This is a genomic window from Microcoleus sp. SVA1B4, assembly GCF_036700545.1.
Taxonomy (GTDB): Bacteria; Cyanobacteriota; Cyanobacteriia; order Cyanobacteriales; family Microcoleaceae; genus Microcoleus.
In genome coordinates this window covers 59,802-81,891 of the sequence record NZ_JAUBPB010000017.1, presented here as the reverse complement: position 1 = coordinate 81,891, position 22,090 = coordinate 59,802, and the positions used below count along the sequence as shown (strand labels likewise).

The window sequence follows — 22,090 nt, the reverse complement described above, 5'->3', positions numbered from 1 at the left end:
TTGTTTTGAAGCGAGAAATTTGGTGAAAGCATCTATGGCAACAAATCTAACAGTAAATATTCGGGATCTCGCGGCTGGCTTGCCCGATAATTGGCTTATCGGTTGTGACAGTCGCGAATTTGCCCGAATTGTCGATCGGCTATTTCAAGAAATCACCCAAAATCCCGCACAAAAAACACCCCCAAAAATTTGCCTCGCCGAACCAGAACCAGTGCAATTTCTTGCCAGTTTCATCGCCGCCCGCGCCGCCAAATGCCCGATTTTTCTGTGCAATCCCAACTGGGTAAAACCCGAATGGCAACAAGTCTTTGATTTAGTTCAACCAGACATATTTTTAGGACAATACCCGCTTCCCACCACTCCCCATATCCCAGTCCGCGAAGGCGGACTTCGTTTGTATAGCCGCGAATTCCATTCGCCGACTCAAAACGGTTTTGATACAATCATGATTCCCACCGGCGGTTCTTCAGGAAAAATCCGTTTTGCCATCCACACTTGGGAAACACTAACCGCATCAGTACAAGGTTTTCAACAATATTTTCAAGTTGACAAAATCAACTCTTTCTGCATTTTGCCATTATACCACGTCAGCGGTTTAATGCAATTCATGCGATCGTTTACGACGGCGGGAAAACTGGCAATTGGGTCTTTCAAAGCACTGGAAGCAGGCGAAAAATGCGATATAGAACCAGAAGAATTTTTCATTTCTTTAGTTCCAACTCAACTGCAACGGCTGTTGCGGAACCCAGATACAGCTAATTGGCTTGGACGGTTTCGTGCCGTACTTTTGGGCGGTGCTCCGGCTTGGCCGGAACTTTTAGAAACAGCTAGAAACTATCAAATTAAATTAGCGCCTAGTTATGGCATGACAGAAACAGCCTCGCAAGTTGCTACACTAAAACCCGAAGATTTTCTCGCTGGCAATAACAGTTCCGGTCAAACTTTACCCCATGCTAAAATAACGATTCGCAGTGCAAAAGGTGATATTTTGTGTTATAATAAAATCGGCAATATTGCGGTAAATGCTAAATCTTTGGCGTTGGGTTATTATCCTGAACAATTTGGCGATCGCCAATACTTCCAACTAGATGATTTGGGATTTTTCGATAAAAATAACTGCTTAAATATCGTCGGACGCAGCAGCGACAAAATTATCACAGGCGGAGAAAATGTATTTCCGGCGGAAGTTGAAGCCGTTGTGCGATCGACTAATTTAGTTGCAGATATTGCTGTAATTGGCTTGCCAGACAAAGATTGGGGTCAAGTCGTTACAGCTATCTACGTTCCCGCTAATTCCGAGGTGACTGTCAAAAATCTGCAAGCGGCAATAGAACATAAGTTGAGCAAGTTTAAGCGGCCGAAATATTGGGTAATCGTCGAACAATTGCCGCGCAATTCTCAAGGCAAAGTCAATCGAGAACAATTGCAAGAAATTGCGATGTGTCATCGTCGGTGAATCGATAGAATTAACCGGATTTGACAGTAATTCCTGTAGGGGCGGGTTCACCAATATCTACAACACCAGCGAGAAATCTCACAAACCCGCCCCGCCCAATTGCCAATTGCCAATTGCCAATTACGACAAACCTAACAGCCTTCTCGTCCTCTCCGCTTCTTGTCTTTGAACATCCACAAACTTCAACATTCGGTAAAGTACCTCTATTTGGGGCAACTTAATACCTGCTTGCTGCGCCACCCGTATCGGATTACCAAAAATCGCCTCAACTTCCAGGGGCCGCGATTCATCATAATCGATTTTCATGCTCGTGCGGTAAGGCTTCATTTTCTGAGTGTATTCGAGCATCTGTGGGATAAAGTCATCGGGAATAATGCGATCGCAACTTTTGGCGCCCGCTATCACTTCCCCCATGATTTCCTTGACTAAAATCAGAGTATCGGGATTAGCCATCAGTTCATCTGTTCTGGCATCCAACACTACAGACAGCCCGTTATAAGGAATATTCCAAACCAGCTTTTTCCACCTTGATAATAGCAAATCTTCGCTCATTTTAATAGGAATATGAGCACGTTTAAAGTCCGCAGCAATTTTGTGCAATCTATCAGTAATACCGATGGGCTTGTAGTCTTGGGCATATTCTCCCAGCGTGATAGTGCCGTAATCTAGGTGGCAGATATGACCGGGCCCAACTTTATAAGAACACAAAAAACACAGCCCGCCCACCACTCGTTCTGCACCAACAATTTTAGCTATTTCCGGTTCGACATTCAATCCGTTTTGCAATACTAAAACTGCGCCATTCTCCTTTAATAAAGGAGGCAAAATTTTGGGCAACAAGTGATTTTGAGTTGTTTTCAGCGCTACAATTACTACGTCGCACTGAGGCATTTTGTGCGCGTCGTGGTATGCGCGGACGTGGGGTAGGGTGAAGTCGCCTTGGGGAGACTCGACAATCAAACCGTGTTTTTTGACCTGATCGTAATCGCTGCGTAGCAAAAAATTGACTTCTAAACCTGCTTGTTGCAGTCTAGCACCGTAGAATCCGCCTAAAGCTCCCGTGCCCACAATGGCATAATTGCGATTTGACATAATATCAAAAAGTCCGAAAAAATTCTCAACCTAAAAGAAATTAGACCCCGCTCAAAAACGGATACCGTGCCACGTACTTAAGTCGCGATCAGTCCAAAATTTTAGACCAAATTTGAAACTCCCAGATTCAATGCTGCAAGTAAATCTAAAATCTAAAATCTAAAATCTAAAATCGACTGACTGTCATACCCTGCTATTATTTAAAGATAGAACTAATCGGAAATCTCACTCTCAAATTTTCTCATCCACTCCATCAATTCTTCCGATAGCTGTTTTCTAGTTCGGCTAACTGCATCGATGCAGACGTGCTTAGTCAGAGCTTTAGCAGCGCTTCTTTCTGCAACTTCCTCAGAAAATAGTTGATAGGCAATTTCAAATTCATCGCCAGTAACTTGTTTAGGCGTCAATTGAATCATCAGCCGATCGCCCGCAAACATTGGGCGATAAAAATCTACACTAGCATGAAGTATGGGAAAGGCAACCTCGGAATTGCTGAAAAATGCTTTGAGATTGATTCCCGATGCTGCTAGAGATGCCTCGTAAGCTTCGTGGCACATCGCCAAAACGTTAGCAAAGTAAACGACTCCAGCAGCATCGGTATCTTGAAAGCGAACAGTGCGGGTGTAAGTGAAAGGCATTTGAGGTAGTAACGGCGATCGCAAATTCGATCGCAATTTTACCAACCATCATATCGGTAAACCCGCACTTTTGGAGAAGTTGTCAGCTAAGTAAGTAGGCACTAATTTTTTAGATTGTAAAATTCGCCCTCCTCACTCCTTCCCCTGATTTCTTAACCTTTGTTCTTAATCAACATCACGTCTATAATCTTGAGGGCAATATCTTCGGAAATCCCCAATGCACTGTAAAGATCGTTCAAAAGTTGTTCTTCTTCTTCTGAAACCTCGCCATCTGCTAAAGCGATATCAGTTGTCACAGCAAAAACTGTTTCTTTAAGTTCGTCGGGAAGCATTGCCAAAGCGGCATTAAACAGTACCTCCACTCCTTGCCGTTGCATAATCATCAGCAGGCGATCGAGCATTTTTCTCATCACGTCATCGGGATAGCTGCGGAACAGTTGCATCCGAGATAGCGTCATGCTAATCGCTTTACTTTCGCTGTCATTGATGTAACCGTCGGCTGCTACGGCAATTAGCGCGATCGCCGCAAATGATTCGGCCGGCCCTAAAGTTACTTCCGTTTCTTGGCGAGTCTTCGATACTTTATCAAATAAACCCATGATATTTTCCTCTTTATTTAGTGGTGGATTTATGGAGTCAGGATTGGTTCTGGCTCTGGAGGTTTCTTGGGAGATTTTGATAATTATATCAAATTTGGTTAGTTATTTATTATCAATAAAATTATGAAAAAATTAAGAATTTTTATTTCGCCCTTCGGCGCTGCAATGGCGGGTTTATTCAGATCCTGAATTGCCTTCCTATATTTCAGTTAAAACCCGCCCTCGCAGCGCAGACAATCTACTTGTCAAAAAGGGCTAAATCTGCTTTCAGGAAATCAACAAACTGCCGCGCAGTCCTGCCCGATCGCCCATTGCGACGAGTTGCCCATTCTTTAGCGCGGTGTTCCAAATCCTCAGCAGCGAGTTTAATTCCAGCAAGTTCTGCCAGGTGTCGGACAATTGTTAAATAAGTGTTTTGATCGGCCGGTTCAAAAGTTAAAGTCAAGCCAAACCGATCGCTAAATGAAAGTTTTTCCTGCACAGTATCCCAAGCGTGAACTTCATCTCCGTCGCGGGGGCGAGGCCTGTCGTCAAAAAACTCTCGAATTAAATGCCTGCGGTTAGATGTGGCATAAACTACCACATTTTGAGAGCGGGCAGTCACATTCCCCTCCAACACAACTTTCAGAGCTTTAAAAGCATCATCATCTTCCTCAAAAGACAGGTCATCCACAAAAATAATAAACTTTTGAGGAACTCCCCGCAACTGCTCGACAATTAGCGGCAAATCTTGCAAATCCGATTTAGATACTTCAATCAAGCGCAGATTGCGAGATCCAAACTCATTTAATAGCGACTTCACCAAAGAAGACTTGCCCGAACCGCGGCTGCCGTATAGCAAGACGTGCAAAGCCGGATAACCTGCTAGCAAAAACTCCGTATTTTTCACCAAAGCATCCCGCTGCCAATCGCAGCAAACCAACTCTTTTAAAGTTATGCGATCGGGATGCGAAATAGTCGTCAACTCCCCTCCCCGCCACGCAAAAGCGCGATATTCGGCAAACAAACCAGTGCCAAACTGTCGGTAATAAGCTGCCAAAGATTCCGTAGCGCTCGACCATTTTTCCAGTTTCCCGTGCAGGGGCAAATCTCCCTGTTCTGCTACAGTTTCGGAATGCCAAATCGGAGGCACTGCGTCAAGTTGACCCGCTACCCGTACCCACTTGCTCAACTGTTCGCTGCTGCATTCGTAAATATTTTGCAGCACTTCTAAATCATGTCGGGCGGCCTCCACCAACGCGGGGGGCAAACTTGCAAAATCTGTTTGCTGTGCTCGGCGAGAAAAGGGGTTTTCGTCTTTGAGAATTTCGGAAATCAGAGAATCTTTCCAGCTTAAATTTTTAGCAGCCTGAAGTTTGAACCAGTTCCCGTAAGCTACCTGACATTCCAAACCGCTGACTTCGCTGTGGTGGAGGGCTTGCAGCAAATCGAGAAAAGCTTGACCGGCGGGGCTTTTGAGAACCGATTGATACAGCAGCAGGGATGCTGCGAGGCGCTGGAGGTAACGGATTTGGGCGATCGCACCAGAAGTTAGGGCTGACATAATGGCAATTGTATAACAGTTACATATCCTGACTGGCTTTAATAAATTTTCTAACAATTCGTGACACTAATTGCAGGCCGCGCTGTATAAATTTAGATGCAAAGAGTGAAATCGGGAGGATTAAAAATGAATTTAGGGACAGCAGCGGCGATCGGCTACGGCATTTTAACACTGGTTGGCGGCATCATGGGTTATATCAAGGCAAAAAGCCAAGCCTCGCTCATTTCGGGCTTGATTAGCGGTTCCCTGCTAATTTTTGCCGGCACCGCCCAGCTTATGGGACAAAGTTGGGGTTTAACATTAGCAGCAGCCATCTCCGCTGTTTTAGTAATAGTCTTTATTGTGCGCCTTGTTAAAACTCAAAAATTCATGCCGGCCGGAATGCTAATTTTAGCTAGCTTAGCGTCTTTGGGCGCGATCGTTTACGAAATCAGCGGTCAATATCAATAATCATTCGATTTTAGATTTTAGATTTTAGATTTTAGATTTTAGATTAACTCCCCAGCCTTGAGTGGGAAGTTGAACTAAAGTCTAATTTTTTATTTCCCTGACTTAATTCCGGGGCTTGTATCTATTTTTAGCAGGACTTACGCAAAAAGTGGTTTGACGCGCTAATTATAGCGCTAAGGTGCGGTGTGCATGGAGCCGTAAATAATCAATTAGCTTCTGTGTAAGTCCTGTTTGGGTGAATTCAACAGTTAGGGGTCAGTAATTAGTAGTTAAAACACTAATTACTAACTCCTAATTACAAATTGCCAATTACTAATAACTAACCACTAATGACTAATGACTAATGACTGCATCAATATACTGCTGAATTTCCCTGAGTTGCTGCCGCTGGCCTTCAATCCAATCTTTTTCCGCCGCTCGCTGTTGGGGCGTTTCTTTCTGATACCGCGCCTGCTTCTCTAAAAAATTATTGTAGAATTTAATCGCTTTTTCAACTGTTTCAATTGCCAGTTTCAGACGCTCCTCAAAAATTGCTAAAATCACATTTTCTAGAATTAAGTCAATCACTTTACAGCACTCTTCAAAATCGATCAAACTGATTCCCATCTTGCTTTTATGAACCAGAGTTTCTACAGGTTCTTTCAGCGTTTCTTTAAAACTCTTCATATAAGAATCCGGCAAATATTTCAGAGGCTCCGTAAACTTCGATACAATCTCCCCGCCTATTGATTGTAGTCGCTCTCTAAATTTAGACTGACTGTTTAGGTCAAAGCATTCAATACAAAGTTCAATTTTTTCTATATCAATAGATTGTAATTCTTTAAAAATTAAATTTAATTCATTTTCCATAATTAAAATCACTCGCTCTGCCTGGGAATCAACTTCATTCCGCAACTCTTTGTGCAAATTATCTTTTTCAAAAAAACCAATAGTATCTCTTTGAAAGACTTGAGAGTTTTTATCCCACAAAAACCAATGATTTTTTAACTTGGTTGCCTTGTCGCTCCAAGATTTGCGAACTTTAGCTACAGCATCATATTTGCCCTGTTTTCCTAAAGTGCGAATTCTCACATCGCATCCGCTTAGTTCGCCAATTTGCTCCCAGACATCAACAGGCGATGCTCCAGCAATTCTCGGCTTGCTATTCCAGACATCCTCAGCCTGAGATACATCTTTGAAACATACCTGAAGTAGCTCTTTGAGCCTGATGGCAGATTGCTTAATTTCGTCAATACAAGGTTCCACATCTAAATTGAGTTGGGTAGCTGACTGTTTAATCTCCACGGATTGATATTCGTCTGCCAACAATCGATCGCTAAACAGGTTAATAGCCTGGAATGCCTTGAGATACTCATTCATTTCCTTTCATCTCTCGTTTCCATAAACAGCATACAATACAAAACATCTGCCTTTTTGAATGGAAACTGAGCCACAACATGGATTATATATTCACCCCTGCAACTCAGGCGCGACTCAATAGTGGCAACCTTGTACAGCCTGCTGCCAAAACAGGAAAATTGCTCCCCGCAGCTAGAGATCCGGTGACAGGGGAGTTTGTGGAGCTCGCAAAAATTTTTTATCAATCAAGAAGTGAAACTCTATCCTCGCGGGGAGTTATAGGATTGCTCGCACAGTTAGCCGGAGGTGGCCCCATACAGCCGCTGGTAGCTCCCGTGTACGTGACTGTGGCGCCGTTGCAGGTGGCTCAAACTCATCAGGGGTTTCAAAAAACATACAGAATGCTTAACTGTCTGAAAATTAATTTGGCAGTGATGCAAGCGACTGCTGCTGTCATTGGTATTGGCGCTGTATCGAGCACAGTTTTGTCAGCAGTAAACCTCAACCAAGTATTAAAAATCCGAGAAGAGGCAAAGCACCAGAAGCTAAAAATTAAAGACGGATTTATCGATCTCAGACACATCCTCAAAGATAGGGGAGTAGAGGTGATCCAGCAGATTTTTAAGGTGGCTCACGACTCTAGTTTTGAAATGCACCGCCAGAAATTGGTTAACGGTTATGAGATTTTTTCTAAGGCTGTCAAACGCTGTCAGTCAGCCCTGACAGTGCCAGATATTAAACTTCGGAATTCCGAAATTAATAGCGGGCGGGATATGCTATTTGAGGCTTTAAAAATTTATGATAATCCTAGTTTGTTGGAGGGGCTGTCTTCTGCAGGAAAGCTCAGGCAAATGGAATGTGTTTGGGCGATCGAGCAGGCGATCGGGGTCACGTTTCACTTGCAGCGGGCCTACTATATGGTGAGCGATCGCCTGTTGGAACTTCAATCAAAAATTTGTCAAAATCTTCTAACTGTTGTTAAAGGATGTCAATCCGAACCCGAATTAGATTTTTTATTTCCTGAAGTTACTAGGATTCTCGGTCATGATTTAAGTGTAATAGAATTTTGGCAAAATGAGGTTGATTGGATGGAAACTTTGTCTCCCAAAGAGCAGCACCAGTTAGCTAGTTTAGATAAACTCACCGGCGAGAGTTTAAAAAGCAGCGTGTACACTACATTCGCGGTATTAGCTGCGGAACCTTCACTTTATGAAAGTTTAAAGCAAAAGTCTCACTTTCTATCCTTGCGCGACCAGCTAACCTTCGCTGTGTCGCCGGAAATCCGCCGGAGATACGAAGTTTATGTCAGCCAGCAGGCGATCGCTACTGGCTATCAAGGTTTAGCTGCCTCGAATTGGCAAGAAATATCCGATTTAACTGTCGCTAACCTCTACCACTTTTTTCAAATCCGAGAGAACTCAACTGAAAATTCTCCAACTGAGGACGAATTAGAAACGCCTTATTGGCACTTTCCCAAAACCTTCAAAAATGAGCTGAATTACAGCAATTAAATGACCAATGACTAATGACTAATGATATCATGTACGATCGAGCGATTAAAAGGGCGGGTTTTTGAGATTGTCAATTATTGGCATATATTTTTTGTGAACCCGCCCCTACCGTATTATATTATGTCCGGTCAATTAACCCTGATTCCTGTAGGGGCGGGTTCACCAAGATATTGAATAGAAACGGGAAAATCTGTAAACCCGCCCCGGCGTTTAATCACGGTCAATGGCTCGGACATGATATTAGGGGTAATCGACCGGAATTGATGTTACACCAGTTCCTCAAAAAAATGGAATTGTAGGGAAGTTCCCAACCATTATGCAGTAAGTCATTCCCATCTAAAATCTAAAATCTAAAATCTAAAATCGTATTACCTCAACCACAACTTAATAGTATTGTCTTTAGAACCGCTAGCAATAGTTTTGCCATCGGGACTAAAAGTCACCACATAAACCTCATCGGAATGTCCCGTCAAAGTATTAAGCAATTCTCCAGTAGCAAAATCCCAAACTTTAATAGTTTTATCCTTGCTCCCGCTCGCAATAAAATTCCCATCCGGGCTGATAGCAACCGAGACAATATCGTCAGAATGTCCCTTGATAGAGCGAATTAAATCTCCTGTTTCGATATTCCAAATTTTAATACTTTCATCGTAGGAGCCGCTAACAATTGTCTTGCCGTCTGGGCTAACAGCAACCGACCTCACCGCGTCGCCGTGTCCCTCAATAGTTTTGAGCAACGCCCCTGTTGCGACATCCACAACTGTAATTTTTTTATCCTTAGAAGCGCTAACCAAACTTTTTCCATCTGGAGTGAAAGCAACAGAATAAACAAAATCTGTATGGTCTGGAAAACTCTGAATCAAACGACCACTTGCTGCATCCGAAATCTTTGTGGTTTTGTCTCCGCTGGCACTAGCCACAAGCTGTCCGTCGGGGCTAAGAGCAACAGACCAAACAGAAGCAGTGTGGTCGAGACTGCGAATCACTTGCCCTGTTTTCAAATCCCACAGCATGACTCGCCAAAAACCGGTGCCAGTCGCCAGTTTGGTACCGTTTGAGTCAAAAGCAACCGACCAAATAGTGGAGGAATCTCCTGGAAAAGTGCGAATCGACTTGCCTGTAGCTAAATCCCAAATTTGGATGGTTTTGTCTTTAGAACCGCTGGCTAACATTAAGCCGTCTGGACTGAAAGCAACAGACCCAACTGCATCTAAATGCTGAGCGAAATTTTTGACTTTGGCGTTCTTCCACCGCAAACCTGCTTGGCACTGTTCTTGTAACTCCTGAGCGGACGAATAGGTGCTGGAAGTGTCGGCAATTGTTGGTATTTGGCTGATGCAGCCTTCATAATTGCTGGCTGTATAAAGAGCTTCAATTTGATTGAGCTGTTGGGATTCTTTCTGGGCTAGCTGCTGCCATTCTTGCCATTTGAGATATCCGTAAATTCCGCCGATCGCAGCTAAGATAGCCGCAATTGTTGCCCCGGCAAGATAAGGGTTGAATTTGCGAGTTTCTTTGGGGACAAGTGCTGCTGGGCTGGAGTTCGACAAATCGGTTTTTCCGTTCAGATTTACCTGCGAGGATACCGCCGGACTTGCCTGCAATTCGAGGTGAGGGGCGCTACTCGCTGGTGGCAGATTGGGGTTGCGATGTCCCTCCAAAACTGTGGATATCGCCTTGTACAATTTAGCAAATAAAGATTTAGGAATGACTAATTCTTCGATTTTCGCGGCATCTTCGTCGGTAAGCCCTAAAACTTGCTGCAAGCGTTTTAATTCGTCGCGAGTTTCCAGAGAAAAGGGATATTCTTGCTGCATTGCTTCTTGCAGTGATTGTTCGTAGCGTTCGCCTTTTTCCCTGTATTTCCGGTAAGGGTTCAATACCTCATCTTCGATCGCCTCTGCTTCTTCTGGCAGCAATTCCAAACTGACGCGCAGTTCATCTAATATTCTTCGACCGACGACTGTAATATCACCCCGGCTGCTGCTACGCCGATCGACTTCTTCGCGATATATTGTTAGCTTGGGAATCCGTGCCCGCGAGCGATCGCCAATTTTCCTCAAATCGGCTAAAGCTTCCGCCGCCGACTGGTACCTCTCCCGAAAATCGTAGCGCACCATATTATCCAAAACATCTGCCAGCGCTTGGGAACACGTGGCTAAATGCCGCCAAACAATTTCGCCTTTATTAGAATTTTTCAAATCCCGCAATTTCGGCAAATCGTAAGCCGGCAAACCCGTCATTGCTTGGATGCCAATCATTCCCAAAGCGTAGATATCGCTGTTGAGTTGCGGGTTGTATTGAAATTGTTCGATCGGCATATATTCCAAAGTGCCAATCCGCACCGTTACCGGCGCTTGTCTTTGAGCGATGTGAATTTCTTTCACCGAGCCAAAGTCGATCAAAACTAACTTGTTGTCTGAATAGCGGCGGATTAAATTTGCAGGTTTAATATCTCGGTGAATTACTCCCTGTCCGTGTACAAACACTAAAATTTCTAACAGTTCCTTCAGCAAAGGAATCATTTTTTCTTCAGTTAGAGGCTTGCCCGGTACAATCTCGGTTGATAGCGAGTGACCGGCCACAAAGGATTCAACTAAGAAAAATTCCTCATTTTCTTCAAAATAAGCGAATAGCTGAGGAATTTGGTCGTGTTGACCGAGCTTTTCTAGAACTTCTGCTTCTTTTTGAAAAAGACGGCGCGTAGTATTAATTAATTTCGGTTCGGTGGTACCGGGACGCAGGTGCTTGACAAAGCACTGCGGTTCTCCCGGACGGCGAATATCTTTGGCCAGATAGGTTTGCCCAAATTCTCCTGTTTCTATGACTTCAATGATTTGATAGCGTCCATCTAAAAGTTGGCTCACCATGATAATAACGCAGCCTTTTTTTGGTTGATTTTCGCAAGAAACAGTTGCACTGTTGAGTCAGTTGTATAGCCTTTTTCAGGTAAATTAGGTGTTCCGGGGCATTGGCAAAACAGGGCATTGGGCATGGGCAAAACAGGGCATTGGATATTCCGAATAGTTGTTTTTTTCCTTCTTTTTTCTTTCCTTATTCCGACTTCCATCGGACTTCTTCCCTCAGACTTCTTTCCTTCTGACTTCTGACTTCTGACTTCTAACTGAGATATTGCACCATTCTCAATTACTTGTTTATGAACAGGCATCTTGCCTGTTCCACAAGAAAACTCACTCTTTGTGGAACGGGCATCTTGCCCGTTCTTGACAATGGTGCAACATCTCAGTTCTAACTGAGATATTGCACCATTCTCAATTACTTCTTTAGGAACAGGCAAGATGCCTGTTCCACAAGAAAAATCATTCTTTGTGGAACGGGCATCTTGCCCGTTCTTGACAATGGTGCAACATCTCAGTTCTGACATACTTTATTTTTTCAACATCTGCAAAGCTTGATATCCCAAAAAGAAAAAACCCAAAGCGCCGAGTACCGCTATCGTGTTCGCAAACACATCGACTGTAAAAAATTCGCCCATTGCAATCTCCTCTGACAACTGATATCTATCCTCGGCTTTTCGGTCGCTGTCTGGGTGAGGGGTCTTGCCCCTCGGTGCGGGCGAGCCGAAAGATGCTCACAAATTATAGCAAAAGAGGTGGTCAATCGATTTTAGATTTTAGATTTTAGATTTTAGATGGAAGCATTGACTTGCGCGAGATGAATCCGGGGGCTTGTATCCTGGATGCGAGGGGGTCAATCGATTTTAGATTTGAGATTTGAGATTTTAGATTGAAGCATTGACCCCAGGGATGAATCCGGGGGCTTGTATCCTGGATGCTTTCGGTCAAAATAACTTTTCGGGCGATCGACTAGCTTTTTGTTTTAATATTTTTTAATATTTAGGGAGACAAATCGTGTACCGAAATTTTGAGGTCAGTTCGCTTTGATATTGTTAACCCTGCTAATTTTTTCTCTGATTGTAAGTAGAGCTTACACGAAGAATTTGCGCCGATCGGTCAAAAATGCGCCTCGAACCGACAGAAGTTCGGCGAGGCCATCACCGGAACCGGCCGCGCAGTTCCCTAAAGTTTCGGTAATCGTACCAGCATACAACGAGGCAGAGAATATTCGGGATTGCGCGATCGCCATTTTGGAGAGTACACCGCTGTCTGTGGAAAACTTAGAGGTTTTAATTGTAGACGATCGATCGACAGACGACACACTAGCGATCGGGCAAACCCTGCAACAGCATCTCAACTACCCCCGGCTTAAAATATTAGCAGGTCAATCGATTTTAGATTTTAGATTTTAGATTTTAGATTAAAGAATTGACTTGCGCGAGATAAATGCTCTTTCTTGAGGATTTTCGATTTTAGATTTTGGATTGATTCCACGGATAAATCACATGGCGGATACCACCTTTGAAATTCGCTTGTCAGCCGCGACCAACCAACCAATTACCTGGTTAACTATTTGTTTATCCGTAATCGTAATTTTGCAGCATTACACTTTGCGCCCCTTGGGTGCCGAGATTTCTGAATGTCCGACGAAATACTGGTGGTTAGGAGGTTTGGGAGGTGCGTTAGTGGCGGCAATGGCGATCGGTTCTGCGATTAAAACTGAAACCAGTTGGGGATGCACTTGGCGCGGTAGAACTTTGCCAATTAAGAGTTGATTAAAACTTGCATATGGGCAGGCAAGATGCCCACCCACAAAAAATTAACCCCTTGTGGAACAGGCATCTTGCCTGTTCTTAAGAATAGTGTAATTTGTGGAACAGGCATCTTGCCTGTTCTTGAGAATGGTGTAATTTGTGGAACAGGCATCTTGCCTGTTCTTGAGAATGGTGTAATTTGTGGAACAGGCATCTTGCCTGTTCTTGAGAATGGTGTAAGATATTCTATACTTCCGCATAAACAAAAGCAGGTACGCGCTTGTAAGCAGGCGTGCCAGATCGCTTTTCAATCTCCGGGTGAAAAATTACATTAACTTCAGGATAAAACATCAAAGCAGCACCCTCACGAACCGCCCCGTAAATCACCTCGACATTTTCCATTTTCCCCACATTTCCCTGCACCGTAACCCGTTGATGTTCATGCAAACCCGTGCTTTCTGCATCCGCACGATTCATCAAAATGCAGTTGCGGTGCGGCATTCCCCGGTACTTGTCATCAATTTTGTAAACCACAGTATTGTGCTGAGAATAGCTGCGTCCCGTCATCAAGGCTACAACAATACCCTGTGTTGATTCCGAGACTCCAAACTCTTTCGCTTCCGGTAATTTCAGCGTAGGTAAAGGCGTGATAAACATCTTCGCTTTCCCAGATTCCGTAGGGAATTTAGGTTCTGTAAAAATGCGACCGCTGATGGTGAATTCCTCTTTGGTTTCATCAATTGTAGCTATTTTTTCATAGCCCGGAATAGTTTTAGCAATCAATTGGCGCACGTATTTTGTGTCTTGAAGTCGGCGCCAATCAACCGGAAAATCGCCGTGGATTCTGCTGGCTAATTCCGTCAAAAAATGCACTTCAGGAATCAAATCCGAATTCTGGAGATGAGTTTCGCCCTCATCATTTAAACGCACAAAGTTATTGCCAGATTCCACCGTTGTTTTGTGGGGGTTTTCAAAGCGATTCAGCACGGGGAGCACAATTGTATTGTGCTTTGCCAATCCGTGAAAATGCCCTAAATTCGGTTTAGTTGCGAGGTATATAACGGTTTCAACATTGCTTAAAGCGCGTTTTGCCTGAGTTAAATCTGGATTTGCCCCATACAAGTTGCCGCCCAGACAGATCAGGGTATCAACTTTGCCTGCTTCTGCTGCTTCAATGAGCGATCGAGTGTCGTAGCCCTTAACAGGACTGAGGGGACGATTCAATAACTTTTCTAAAGCTTGTTGAATTTCTTTTTTCAGCTTCACAGTGACGCCCATAGAGCCGAATCCTTGCACGTTTGAGTGTCCTCTCACGGGCATTAATCCCGCCCCTTCTTTGCCGACATTTCCTGTCATTAAGGCAGTATTGGCGATGCTGAAAACGTTATCTACACCGTTATCGTGTTGGGTAATTCCCATCGCCCAACCGAAGACAACCCGCTGTGAAGTGCCGATAATTTTGGCTGCAGCCTCAATTTCTGCGCGGGAAACTCCGCAGGTTTCAGTAATAGTTTCCCAAGAAGTTTCGCGGGCGTGCTGGACTGCTGCTTCCCAGCCTTCTGTATGAGCTTGCAAATAGCTTTCGTCCAGCAAACCTTGTTCGATTATAGACTTTTGAATGCCTACAAATAGCGCCGTATCGCTGCCGGGAATTGGTTGCAAGTATAAGGAGGAAATATCGGAACCGGGGATGAGCGACTTGACGGGAAATGCGGGAGAACCAAACTTGACTAAGCCGATTTCCATCACCGGATTGATTACAATTATTTTACCGCCTTTGTCGCGAATTTTAATCAATTCGTTCATCAAACGGGGATGGTTGTAGGAAGAATTGCTGCCCGCGAGCACGACGCAATCTGCTTCCTTCAAGTTTTCTAGACTCACTAACGAGGTGCGGGTGGCAAACATTTCGCTTAAGCCAGTTGTCGAGGGAGCGTGGCAGAGATCGGAACAATCTGCTAAGTTATTGGAACCCATCGCCCGCATCATCAATTGCAGCAGAAAAGCGGCTTCGTTGGAAGAACGACCGGAACTGTAAGATGCCACTCTTTCGGGGGTTTTGCGAAAAGCAGCTTCGGCAATTTGATAAACTTCTTGCCAAGAAATGCGATCGTAATGAGAGGAACCAGCCCGCAAAATCATCGGAAAACTCAGCCTTCCCAACCTATCGGCTTCCATTGAAGTTAATTGCTGAAGTTGTGCAATACTCTGCTGTTCAAAAAATTGAGTTGAGATAGCCGGCTTGATTTCAGCGGAGATTGCTTCGACGCTTTTCATGCACCGCTGAAGTTTTTCGCCCTCTTCATTTGTAAAACCTCCTTTCTGTCCGCCCGTGCCCCAAGAACAGGACAAACAAGCACTTTTGTGCAGCAAAGTTTTCCAAAGTTTCGGCCCTTCCGGGGACAATGTATGTTCTGCCCAATATTCTATTACGGGCAAACCGCCACCTATCTCTGGTGTTTCCTCGTTTGTCTCGTTGAATGGCGGGATTGGTTGGAGATTTTGGGAGTTGACATCCATGTGGTTTACCTCGGGTTTTGATTGCTAATTAATTCGGTGGGGAATTGCCAAAAAGGTTAAGCTTGTCAGTCGAATTCTAGCGCAATTTTACTGCCAATACAATTAGCCAGTAGATAGATTTATTTAACCTATCGGTTGAGTAACTCGACAGGCAGACGCGATCGCCTCTTGACAAAAAAAATGTATCTATTATAATAATTCATATACTCAGATATAAACACTACAAAATGCTAGAACTACATAAAAGTTATGTGATCGACGAAAATCAGCAGCCGATTGCTGTTCAAATCCCCCTTGAACAATTTGAGAAAATAGAGGAGATTTTGGAAAACTATGGTCTGGATAAACTTATAGAAGAAACTGAAGGTGATGAGAGATTATCAAAAGAACAAGCACTAAAGTATTATAACTCAATCAAACAAAATAATGTGGCAAGTTGAATATACAAATCGGTTCCTCAAAGAACTAGCTGCTTTACCTGCTGAAATTAGAAGTAGGATAGAACCTATAGTTTTTCAATTCTTAGAATCAGACAATCCCTTTGCATTAGGATATCTGGAAAAAATGAAATGTTATCCAGATAAATATAAAATTCGTGTTGGTGACTACCGTATTGGACTCACAGTTGATGCACCGACAAAAACTTTAATTTGTCAGCGAGTAGCGCACCGCCGAGACATATACAGAATTTTTCCATAAAATTATGTTGATTAGAATTAGCAAAATATAATTATGTAGGGTGTGCAGCCCGCAACTTACCGCTGTCAATTTCACCGCTTCCCCTTATTTAAAGCCTGCTTCCCAAACCCAAGACAAAGCAGTCGATCGCCCTCAGCAACATTCGGGTCATTCTGCAAATAATCTCCTAACCACTCGCAACTGCGAGCAATAATATTATTCAGTTCCAAATTCTCCACAGGCAACAGAATTACATTCCTATCCCTACTAGCAAAACCCAGAGTTTTGCTATCAGAACTAAAAGAAACACTCAACACGCGATCGCTCGATTCCAAAGTCTTAGATAGCAGCGCCTTCTTGCCGTCAAAATCCCACAGCTTAACAGTATTTCCCCCACTCGCCGCCGCAATCAACTTGCCGTTGGGACTAAAACTCACGCTTTCTACAGTATCGCTGTGGTCGAGTTTTTCAGTTAAATTCGCCACCTTTCCATCAAACCCCCACAAGTAAACTTTTTTGTCAGCGCAAGCAGCAGCAATAGTCTTGCCGTCTGGACTAAAACTAACATTTTTAACGCTGTCTTGGTGGTCGAGAGTTTTCATAATTTTTGCCGACGAACCGTTAAATTGCCACAGGTAAACTCTCTTTTCTCCGGTAATTTCAAAAGCCTTTTTCTTCCCGCTTGGCTTGTCCTCAGCAGCGGTAGCAGTAGCAATAGTTTTGCCGTCGGGACTGAAGCTAACGCTAATTACTGGATTGCTGTGATCGAGTTTTGCCAACAAAGTTGCTTTAGCACCATTCCAGCGCCAGAGGTACAATTTGCGATCGGCACTTGCGGCAGCAATTATCTTTCCGTCTGGACTAAAACTCACGCTTTTAACAATGCCGCTGTGGCTGAGAGTATTTAACAGTTTGCCGTTTAAACTCCAGACTTTCACGGTTTTGTCATCGCTCGCGGAAGCAACAGTTTTATCATCAGGCGAAATGCTAACCCAGGTAACAGAATCCTTGTGACTTTCTAAGGTTTTGAATAAACTGCCGTCAGCACGCCAAAGTCTCACTGTTTTGTCCCCGCTAGCAGAAGCAATTGTTTTGCCGTCAGCGCTAAAACTGACTTTGTAAACCCAGTCTCCGTGTCCTGATAAAATCTTATTCAGCGGAGTGCTGTCTGGTTTCCAAATTTTCACTATTTTGTCCTTACTTGCGGAAGCAATAGTGCCGTCGCCGCTGAAACTTACGGCCCTCACGTCGTCTTGATGTCCTCGAAAAGTGTTGAGCAAAGTGCCGCTGCGACTCCAAACTTTCACCGTATCGTCTGCACTGCCGGTGACAATTTTTTCGCCGTCGCGACTGAAAGTCGCGCTGACAACTTCATCGTTGTGTCCTTTGAGAGTTCTGATTTCCTCACCGTTTCGGTTCCAAATTTTGGCTGTGGTGTCGGCACTTGCTGAGACGAGTTCTCGACTGTTTGGACTGAACTTAATGCTGTAAACAATGTCAGAATGTTTGGTTAATGTTTTGGGATTAATTCTAAATTTCTGCGTTTTACTTTCTCGGTTCCAAAGTTTGACAGTTTTGTCAACACTTGCTGAGGCAATTGTTTGGCCGTCGGGACTGAAACTGACGCCGAGCACCCAGTCTTTGTGTCCGGTTAAGGTTTGCAGCAATTTTTTGTTCGCAAGGTTCCAGATTTTGACGGTGTTGTCGTGACTGGCGGAAGCTAGGGTTTTGCCGTCTGGACTGAAACTGACGCTGGTGACGATATCGCGGTGGCCGGATAAAATGCCGTGAAGCGGAGCTATCCCGTAGGGAATCGCACTTTTGTCGTTATCTACTTGCCAAATTCTAATTGTACGATCGGCACAACCAGTAGCGATCGTTTTCCCATCAGGACTAAAACTAACACTCGTCACGCTATCTGGGTGATTGAAAGTTTTTAATAACTTACCTTCTTTGCTCCACAATTTAACAGTTTGATCTGCACTTGCCGAAGCAACTGAATTGCCGTCGGGACTAACACTTACATCCAAAACAAACTTGCTGTGCTGCTCGAAACGGTTGCGTTCTTGCACCCCGGAAACTGCTTGTCTGAGTCTTTCAGCAATTTGATTTTTAGTGTCCACAGGCAGCGCCGTACTTTTCAGAGAATCACGACCAATTTTGATACTATTTCCCAACACTCCTAATTGATTTTTTTCATTAGAAAGCACCAAAGCTTCCGACGCCGAATTTAGGGCATCAGTCCGACTGGTTTCTGCTTCTTGCCGTGCGCTTTCTGCTAATTTTGCTTGCTCGAAAGCCATCCCCGAAACACCTCCGAGTACAAGCACTCCTAGAACCGCCGCCTGCAATTGCCATCTCCGAGTGTGGTAAAGTTGAGCTTCTGCTTGGTACTGTTTGTCTCTAGCTTCCGACAGCAAAGCATCTTGTTCTCTGTCTTTGCGAATTTGTTCAATTTCATCTCGGTTAATTTGGTTTTGCTTTCGCAGTTCCTCAAATTCTGCCTTTTTATCTAATTCTTGCTGCTGGCGAATGAAGCTAACTAAATAATCGTGAACGAGCTGATAAAGCTCAGCAGGCAGTTCCATCCATCGAAACACTAAACCAGACTTTACTAACAATTCTAATACTAAATCTAATTTGTCAGCTTCAGCAAATGTCGCTAAACTTGAAGCTAATTCTGCGCGGGTTTTTAGGGGACGAATCTGTTCTTCATCTGTGAGCAAATACAAAACTCGGCGCGCCGCTACTTCATTCTCTGGCCCGCAATCTTTGATAACTTCTTCGAGAAACCTTTCGACTAATTTTTGTTGCGGATTGTTGCCAAGTTCCTGATATTGAGTTAAAGTTCTAATGTTCTCTTGTTGTAGTTGAGCGCCGACAAGTTGTAGTTCGATCGGGCGAACTTCTCCTAATTCTCCAGCTAAATCATTGACTAATTCTTCGATCAGCTCCGGTTCTAAGTAAAACTGCGCTCGCTCAGTTAAAGTGCGAATTACCGATCGCGCATCGATCAGCGAAAAATTTCCCAAATAAAACAGAATGTTTTTGCTGAGAATGTCATCTAAAATATCATTGTTAACGAATCCTGTCTGGTTTTTTGGTCGAGTAAATTCCAGCACATAGTGCAGGTAATCTTCCCGCAAACACAGGACGACTTTTAAGTATTTGATTTTCAAGCATTCCCGCAAAAAATCAAAAAATATTTGTCTTTCCGCTGGCTCTTTCCACACGAAAAAGAATTCTTCAAATTGGTCAAATATCAGAACAGTCACTAAATGTTCTGAATTTCTTTGCAGCTCCTTGATAATGTTTTCGTATTCGATCGCCTGTTGTTGTATGATTAATTCTACTGGCTGTGACTGCTCCCTTTGCTCCTCATTTTTCGCAGCCGAGCCACCGTGCAATCCCGAAATAAGATTTCCCTTGACTGCACCTGCTTCTACGGTCAAATCTACCGGAGCAGTTTCTGGTACTGCTTCGGCAATTTCAGGATCGAATATTTCAGCTTTTCCAGCAGATAACTGTCTGGTCAATTCCCGCGGCCAGTTGTTATAAACTTGCAGCACTACGGGCAAAACAGTCCGCATTTCTATTTTTTTTTGTTTAAGAGCTGGTACTAATCCTCCCGTGACAATTGAACTTTTGCCAACTCCAGACTGACCGTAAATTACTGTCAGTTTGTCGGGGGTATTGTTCATCCTATATATCAAGCGGTTGAGGTCTTCCTCTCTGCCGGAAGCTGTAATCTCGTCAGCAATAGTAGCAGCGCCGGCAAGAGTTTCGGCGACGGAATTAACCGCTTCTCTGTGCGGCTGCAACTTTCCGGCTCCAATAAAAGCTCGGAACCGATACGTGTGTTCCACCGCTCGATAATCTTGCTTAATTTGAAATGCTTCGAGATATTCTCCCCGCTGAAAATAGAGCGATCGCAGCATTTCTAAAACCCGCAAATACAGTTGCGGGTTGTAACAAGGTTCGGTTTCCGAGCGAGCAAGTTCTAAATGCGCGATCGCCTCCTGCACCTCACCCAAATGACTCTGGGCCTCTGCTAAAATTAACAGATACAAGCCTAAATGCTGCGACTTTACAGGGGTTCCCTGTCCCGTCGCTTCTAAATTTGAGTTGAGAACGTCTAGAGCCACTAAAGCCCATTCTTTCGCCCCTTGCCAGTTCTTTTGCTCTAAGGCTACTCTAGCCAAAAAGCCGTAATCTTGAGCCAAATTAACTGCTGAATTTTCCATATTTTGATGTAACCTCCGAGCTTTAATAGCTAAATTCCAGAGTGCATCCCAATCTTCTAAATGCTGCAATACTTCCCCAAGTTGATTGATGAATATACCCACGGCATCCGGCCGCCCCACGCGTTCTAAAACATCAATACATTCCTGAAAATAATTCTTAGCTTCCGTCCAGTAAGGACGGTTGCCGCTGCGGTGTTTTTCTGCTTGGAAGCGGTAGCAAAGACCGATGTGGAATAGCAGAATTCCCTCTAACACCGGTGCAGGGTGAACGGTAAATAACAAATCGCTAAATTCTGTTTTTTGTCCAATAAATGCTACTTGATACTTCCAAAAACTGAGACTTTTTTGATATAATTCAATAGCCGCAGAGATGCGGTGACAAGCATATTCGTGCCTACCGCGAATAAATTGCAAACTTGCTTCAATAGCTGGTTCTAATCTGATATTGCAAGTTTGCAAGTCTTGGCTAGCTGACTCTAGTTCACTCAAAGAATTGGCTCCGAGAATGGCAGAATTAGTTAAACGCCAATTGCCACTTTCTAAAATGTTGGAAAAAATGCGATCGGCACTTTTGCCCAAAAAATCTACCAAGTCGTCCGGGCCCATCACAAATTCAACACTTGTCGTCCAAGTTTCGATATCTGTTACTAACCGAATCAGTTTTTTTAATATTTTGTCTGTCACCCACAGCACCACCGGGAAAGGAAAATTATTCCGAAATTCTTCCCTCACGTAGTTGGTAGAAGTCAGCAGGCGATCGATCGCACTTACCGATTCCAATCCAAACACCATTAAAGCTGCCGGATGGGTGCAGGAAAGTTTGGTTTCTATCGTCGTGTAAAGAGTTTTAACAGATGGCGGGAGGACAATTTCTCGAATCTCGATCCCAGACTCGGCCCGCAATTGCCTTACAATTTCCTCTCTCATAGCGCTGTAATTGCACCGTACCAAAATGAGCGAAAATTGCCCGTGAGACATTCTCAGAGTCCGGGAGAGAGTTTGCAGCGAACTTTGGTTTTGCTGTGCTGCGGTTTCTTGCTGGTAGTGCGAATTAATCATAATTAAGAGTTGAAAAAGTTTCTGAGAATAGATGCTGTAAACTGCAGAAAAAAGGAATTTCGGCAACGGATTTTTTAACGGATATCACGGATGTCAGGAATCGACGGCAGGGGAAAGTGAAATTAAGAACTTCCTAACTATTGTGGCGGTTGATATAAGTTTACTCTGACCCGTTTTCACTTTAGTAGATCACTGCGAAGAATCCTATGATTAATTTTATTTCTGCCCTGGTGGGCGATTTCCCATCAAGTGCAACTATCAATTAGTTAAGTTTTTTTCAGCCTGCATACTTATTATTTTAGCCGATCGCAATTAAAGCATACCCAAAAAAATACATACTCTGTTATTCG

The 22,090-nt window shown here is 43.9% G+C and carries 17 protein-coding genes; 7 read left to right on the top strand and 10 right to left on the bottom strand.

The window, feature by feature from the left end; genetic code table 11:
- Window positions 1–34 precede the first annotated feature (34 nt).
- Entirely contained in the window at window positions 35–1,456 is a 1,422-nt protein-coding gene (locus QT987_RS10935) for a 2-succinylbenzoate--CoA ligase (protein ID WP_333239706.1), read from the top strand.
- Between the two features lie 120 nt (window positions 1,457–1,576).
- Here the strand turns inward: QT987_RS10935 and QT987_RS10930 are convergent, their stop codons facing one another.
- The 4 genes from QT987_RS10930 to QT987_RS10915 all read right to left on the bottom strand — a co-directional run bounded on the left by QT987_RS10930 (window position 1,577) and on the right by QT987_RS10915 (window position 5,328).
- Window positions 1,577–2,548, bottom strand: coding sequence for a putative 2-dehydropantoate 2-reductase (locus QT987_RS10930; protein ID WP_333239704.1), 972 nt, complete (start codon window positions 2,546–2,548; stop codon window positions 1,577–1,579).
- A 212-nt stretch (window positions 2,549–2,760) separates the two neighbouring features.
- Window positions 2,761–3,186, bottom strand: a complete 426-nt coding sequence (locus QT987_RS10925; protein WP_333239748.1) for a thioesterase family protein — start codon at window positions 3,184–3,186, stop codon at window positions 2,761–2,763.
- 152 nt (window positions 3,187–3,338) lie between these two features.
- On the bottom strand, window positions 3,339–3,785 hold the full coding sequence (locus QT987_RS10920) for a tellurite resistance TerB family protein (protein WP_333052618.1): 447 nt from the start codon (window positions 3,783–3,785) through the stop codon (window positions 3,339–3,341).
- Between the two features lie 238 nt (window positions 3,786–4,023).
- On the bottom strand, window positions 4,024–5,328 hold the full coding sequence (locus tag QT987_RS10915) for an ATP-binding protein (RefSeq protein WP_333239702.1): 1,305 nt from the start codon (window positions 5,326–5,328) through the stop codon (window positions 4,024–4,026).
- 126 nt (window positions 5,329–5,454) lie between these two features.
- Here QT987_RS10915 and QT987_RS10910 point away from each other — a divergent pair, with 126 nt between their 5' ends.
- Window positions 5,455–5,778, top strand: coding sequence for a TMEM14 family protein (locus QT987_RS10910; RefSeq protein WP_190735279.1), 324 nt, complete (start codon window positions 5,455–5,457; stop codon window positions 5,776–5,778).
- A gap of 333 nt (window positions 5,779–6,111) precedes the next feature.
- On the opposite strand, the gene QT987_RS10905 is transcribed toward QT987_RS10910, so the two are convergent.
- Complete coding sequence (locus QT987_RS10905) at window positions 6,112–7,137, bottom strand: hypothetical protein (protein WP_333239700.1); 1,026 nt, start codon at window positions 7,135–7,137, stop codon at window positions 6,112–6,114.
- A gap of 77 nt (window positions 7,138–7,214) precedes the next feature.
- Here QT987_RS10905 and QT987_RS10900 point away from each other — a divergent pair, with 77 nt between their 5' ends.
- Window positions 7,215–8,627 (top strand): hypothetical protein, encoded by a 1,413-nt coding sequence (locus tag QT987_RS10900; protein WP_333239698.1) that lies wholly within the window; start codon window positions 7,215–7,217, stop codon window positions 8,625–8,627.
- Window positions 8,628–8,995: 368 nt separating this feature from the next.
- On the opposite strand, the gene QT987_RS10895 is transcribed toward QT987_RS10900, so the two are convergent.
- On the bottom strand, window positions 8,996–11,497 hold the full coding sequence (locus QT987_RS10895) for a protein kinase domain-containing protein (RefSeq protein WP_333239695.1): 2,502 nt from the start codon (window positions 11,495–11,497) through the stop codon (window positions 8,996–8,998).
- Window positions 11,491–12,012: a hypothetical protein gene (locus tag QT987_RS10890; protein WP_333239693.1), complete on the bottom strand. Its 522-nt coding sequence runs from the start codon at window positions 12,010–12,012 to the stop codon at window positions 11,491–11,493. The genes QT987_RS10895 and QT987_RS10890 overlap by 7 nt, the downstream gene beginning before the upstream one ends.
- A gap of 516 nt (window positions 12,013–12,528) precedes the next feature.
- Here QT987_RS10890 and QT987_RS10885 point away from each other — a divergent pair.
- Window positions 12,529–12,897, top strand: a complete 369-nt coding sequence (locus tag QT987_RS10885; protein ID WP_333239691.1) for a glycosyltransferase family 2 protein — start codon at window positions 12,529–12,531, stop codon at window positions 12,895–12,897.
- A gap of 93 nt (window positions 12,898–12,990) precedes the next feature.
- Window positions 12,991–13,260, top strand: a complete 270-nt coding sequence (locus tag QT987_RS10880; RefSeq protein WP_333239688.1) for a hypothetical protein — start codon at window positions 12,991–12,993, stop codon at window positions 13,258–13,260.
- Here QT987_RS10880 and QT987_RS10875 read toward each other — a convergent pair.
- Both QT987_RS10875 and QT987_RS10870 read right to left on the bottom strand, forming a co-directional pair.
- On the bottom strand, window positions 13,250–13,453 hold the full coding sequence (locus tag QT987_RS10875; RefSeq protein WP_333239686.1) for a hypothetical protein: 204 nt from the start codon (window positions 13,451–13,453) through the stop codon (window positions 13,250–13,252). The genes QT987_RS10880 and QT987_RS10875 overlap by 11 nt on opposite strands.
- 32 nt (window positions 13,454–13,485) lie before the next feature.
- Window positions 13,486–15,759, bottom strand: a complete 2,274-nt coding sequence (locus QT987_RS10870; RefSeq protein ID WP_333239683.1) for an FdhF/YdeP family oxidoreductase — start codon at window positions 15,757–15,759, stop codon at window positions 13,486–13,488.
- Window positions 15,760–15,986: 227 nt separating this feature from the next.
- On the opposite strand from QT987_RS10870, the gene QT987_RS10865 reads away from it, so the two are divergent.
- Entirely contained in the window at window positions 15,987–16,199 is a 213-nt protein-coding gene (locus QT987_RS10865; RefSeq protein WP_333239681.1) for a hypothetical protein, read from the top strand.
- A complete protein-coding gene (locus QT987_RS10860; RefSeq protein WP_333239679.1) occupies window positions 16,186–16,458 on the top strand; it encodes a type II toxin-antitoxin system RelE/ParE family toxin in 273 nt (90 codons plus the stop codon). Before QT987_RS10865 ends, QT987_RS10860 begins: the two co-directional genes overlap by 14 nt.
- A gap of 71 nt (window positions 16,459–16,529) precedes the next feature.
- Here the strand turns inward: QT987_RS10860 and QT987_RS10855 are convergent, their stop codons facing one another.
- Window positions 16,530–21,740, bottom strand: coding sequence for an nSTAND1 domain-containing NTPase (locus tag QT987_RS10855; protein WP_333239677.1), 5,211 nt, complete (start codon window positions 21,738–21,740; stop codon window positions 16,530–16,532).
- Window positions 21,741–22,090 lie beyond the last annotated feature (350 nt).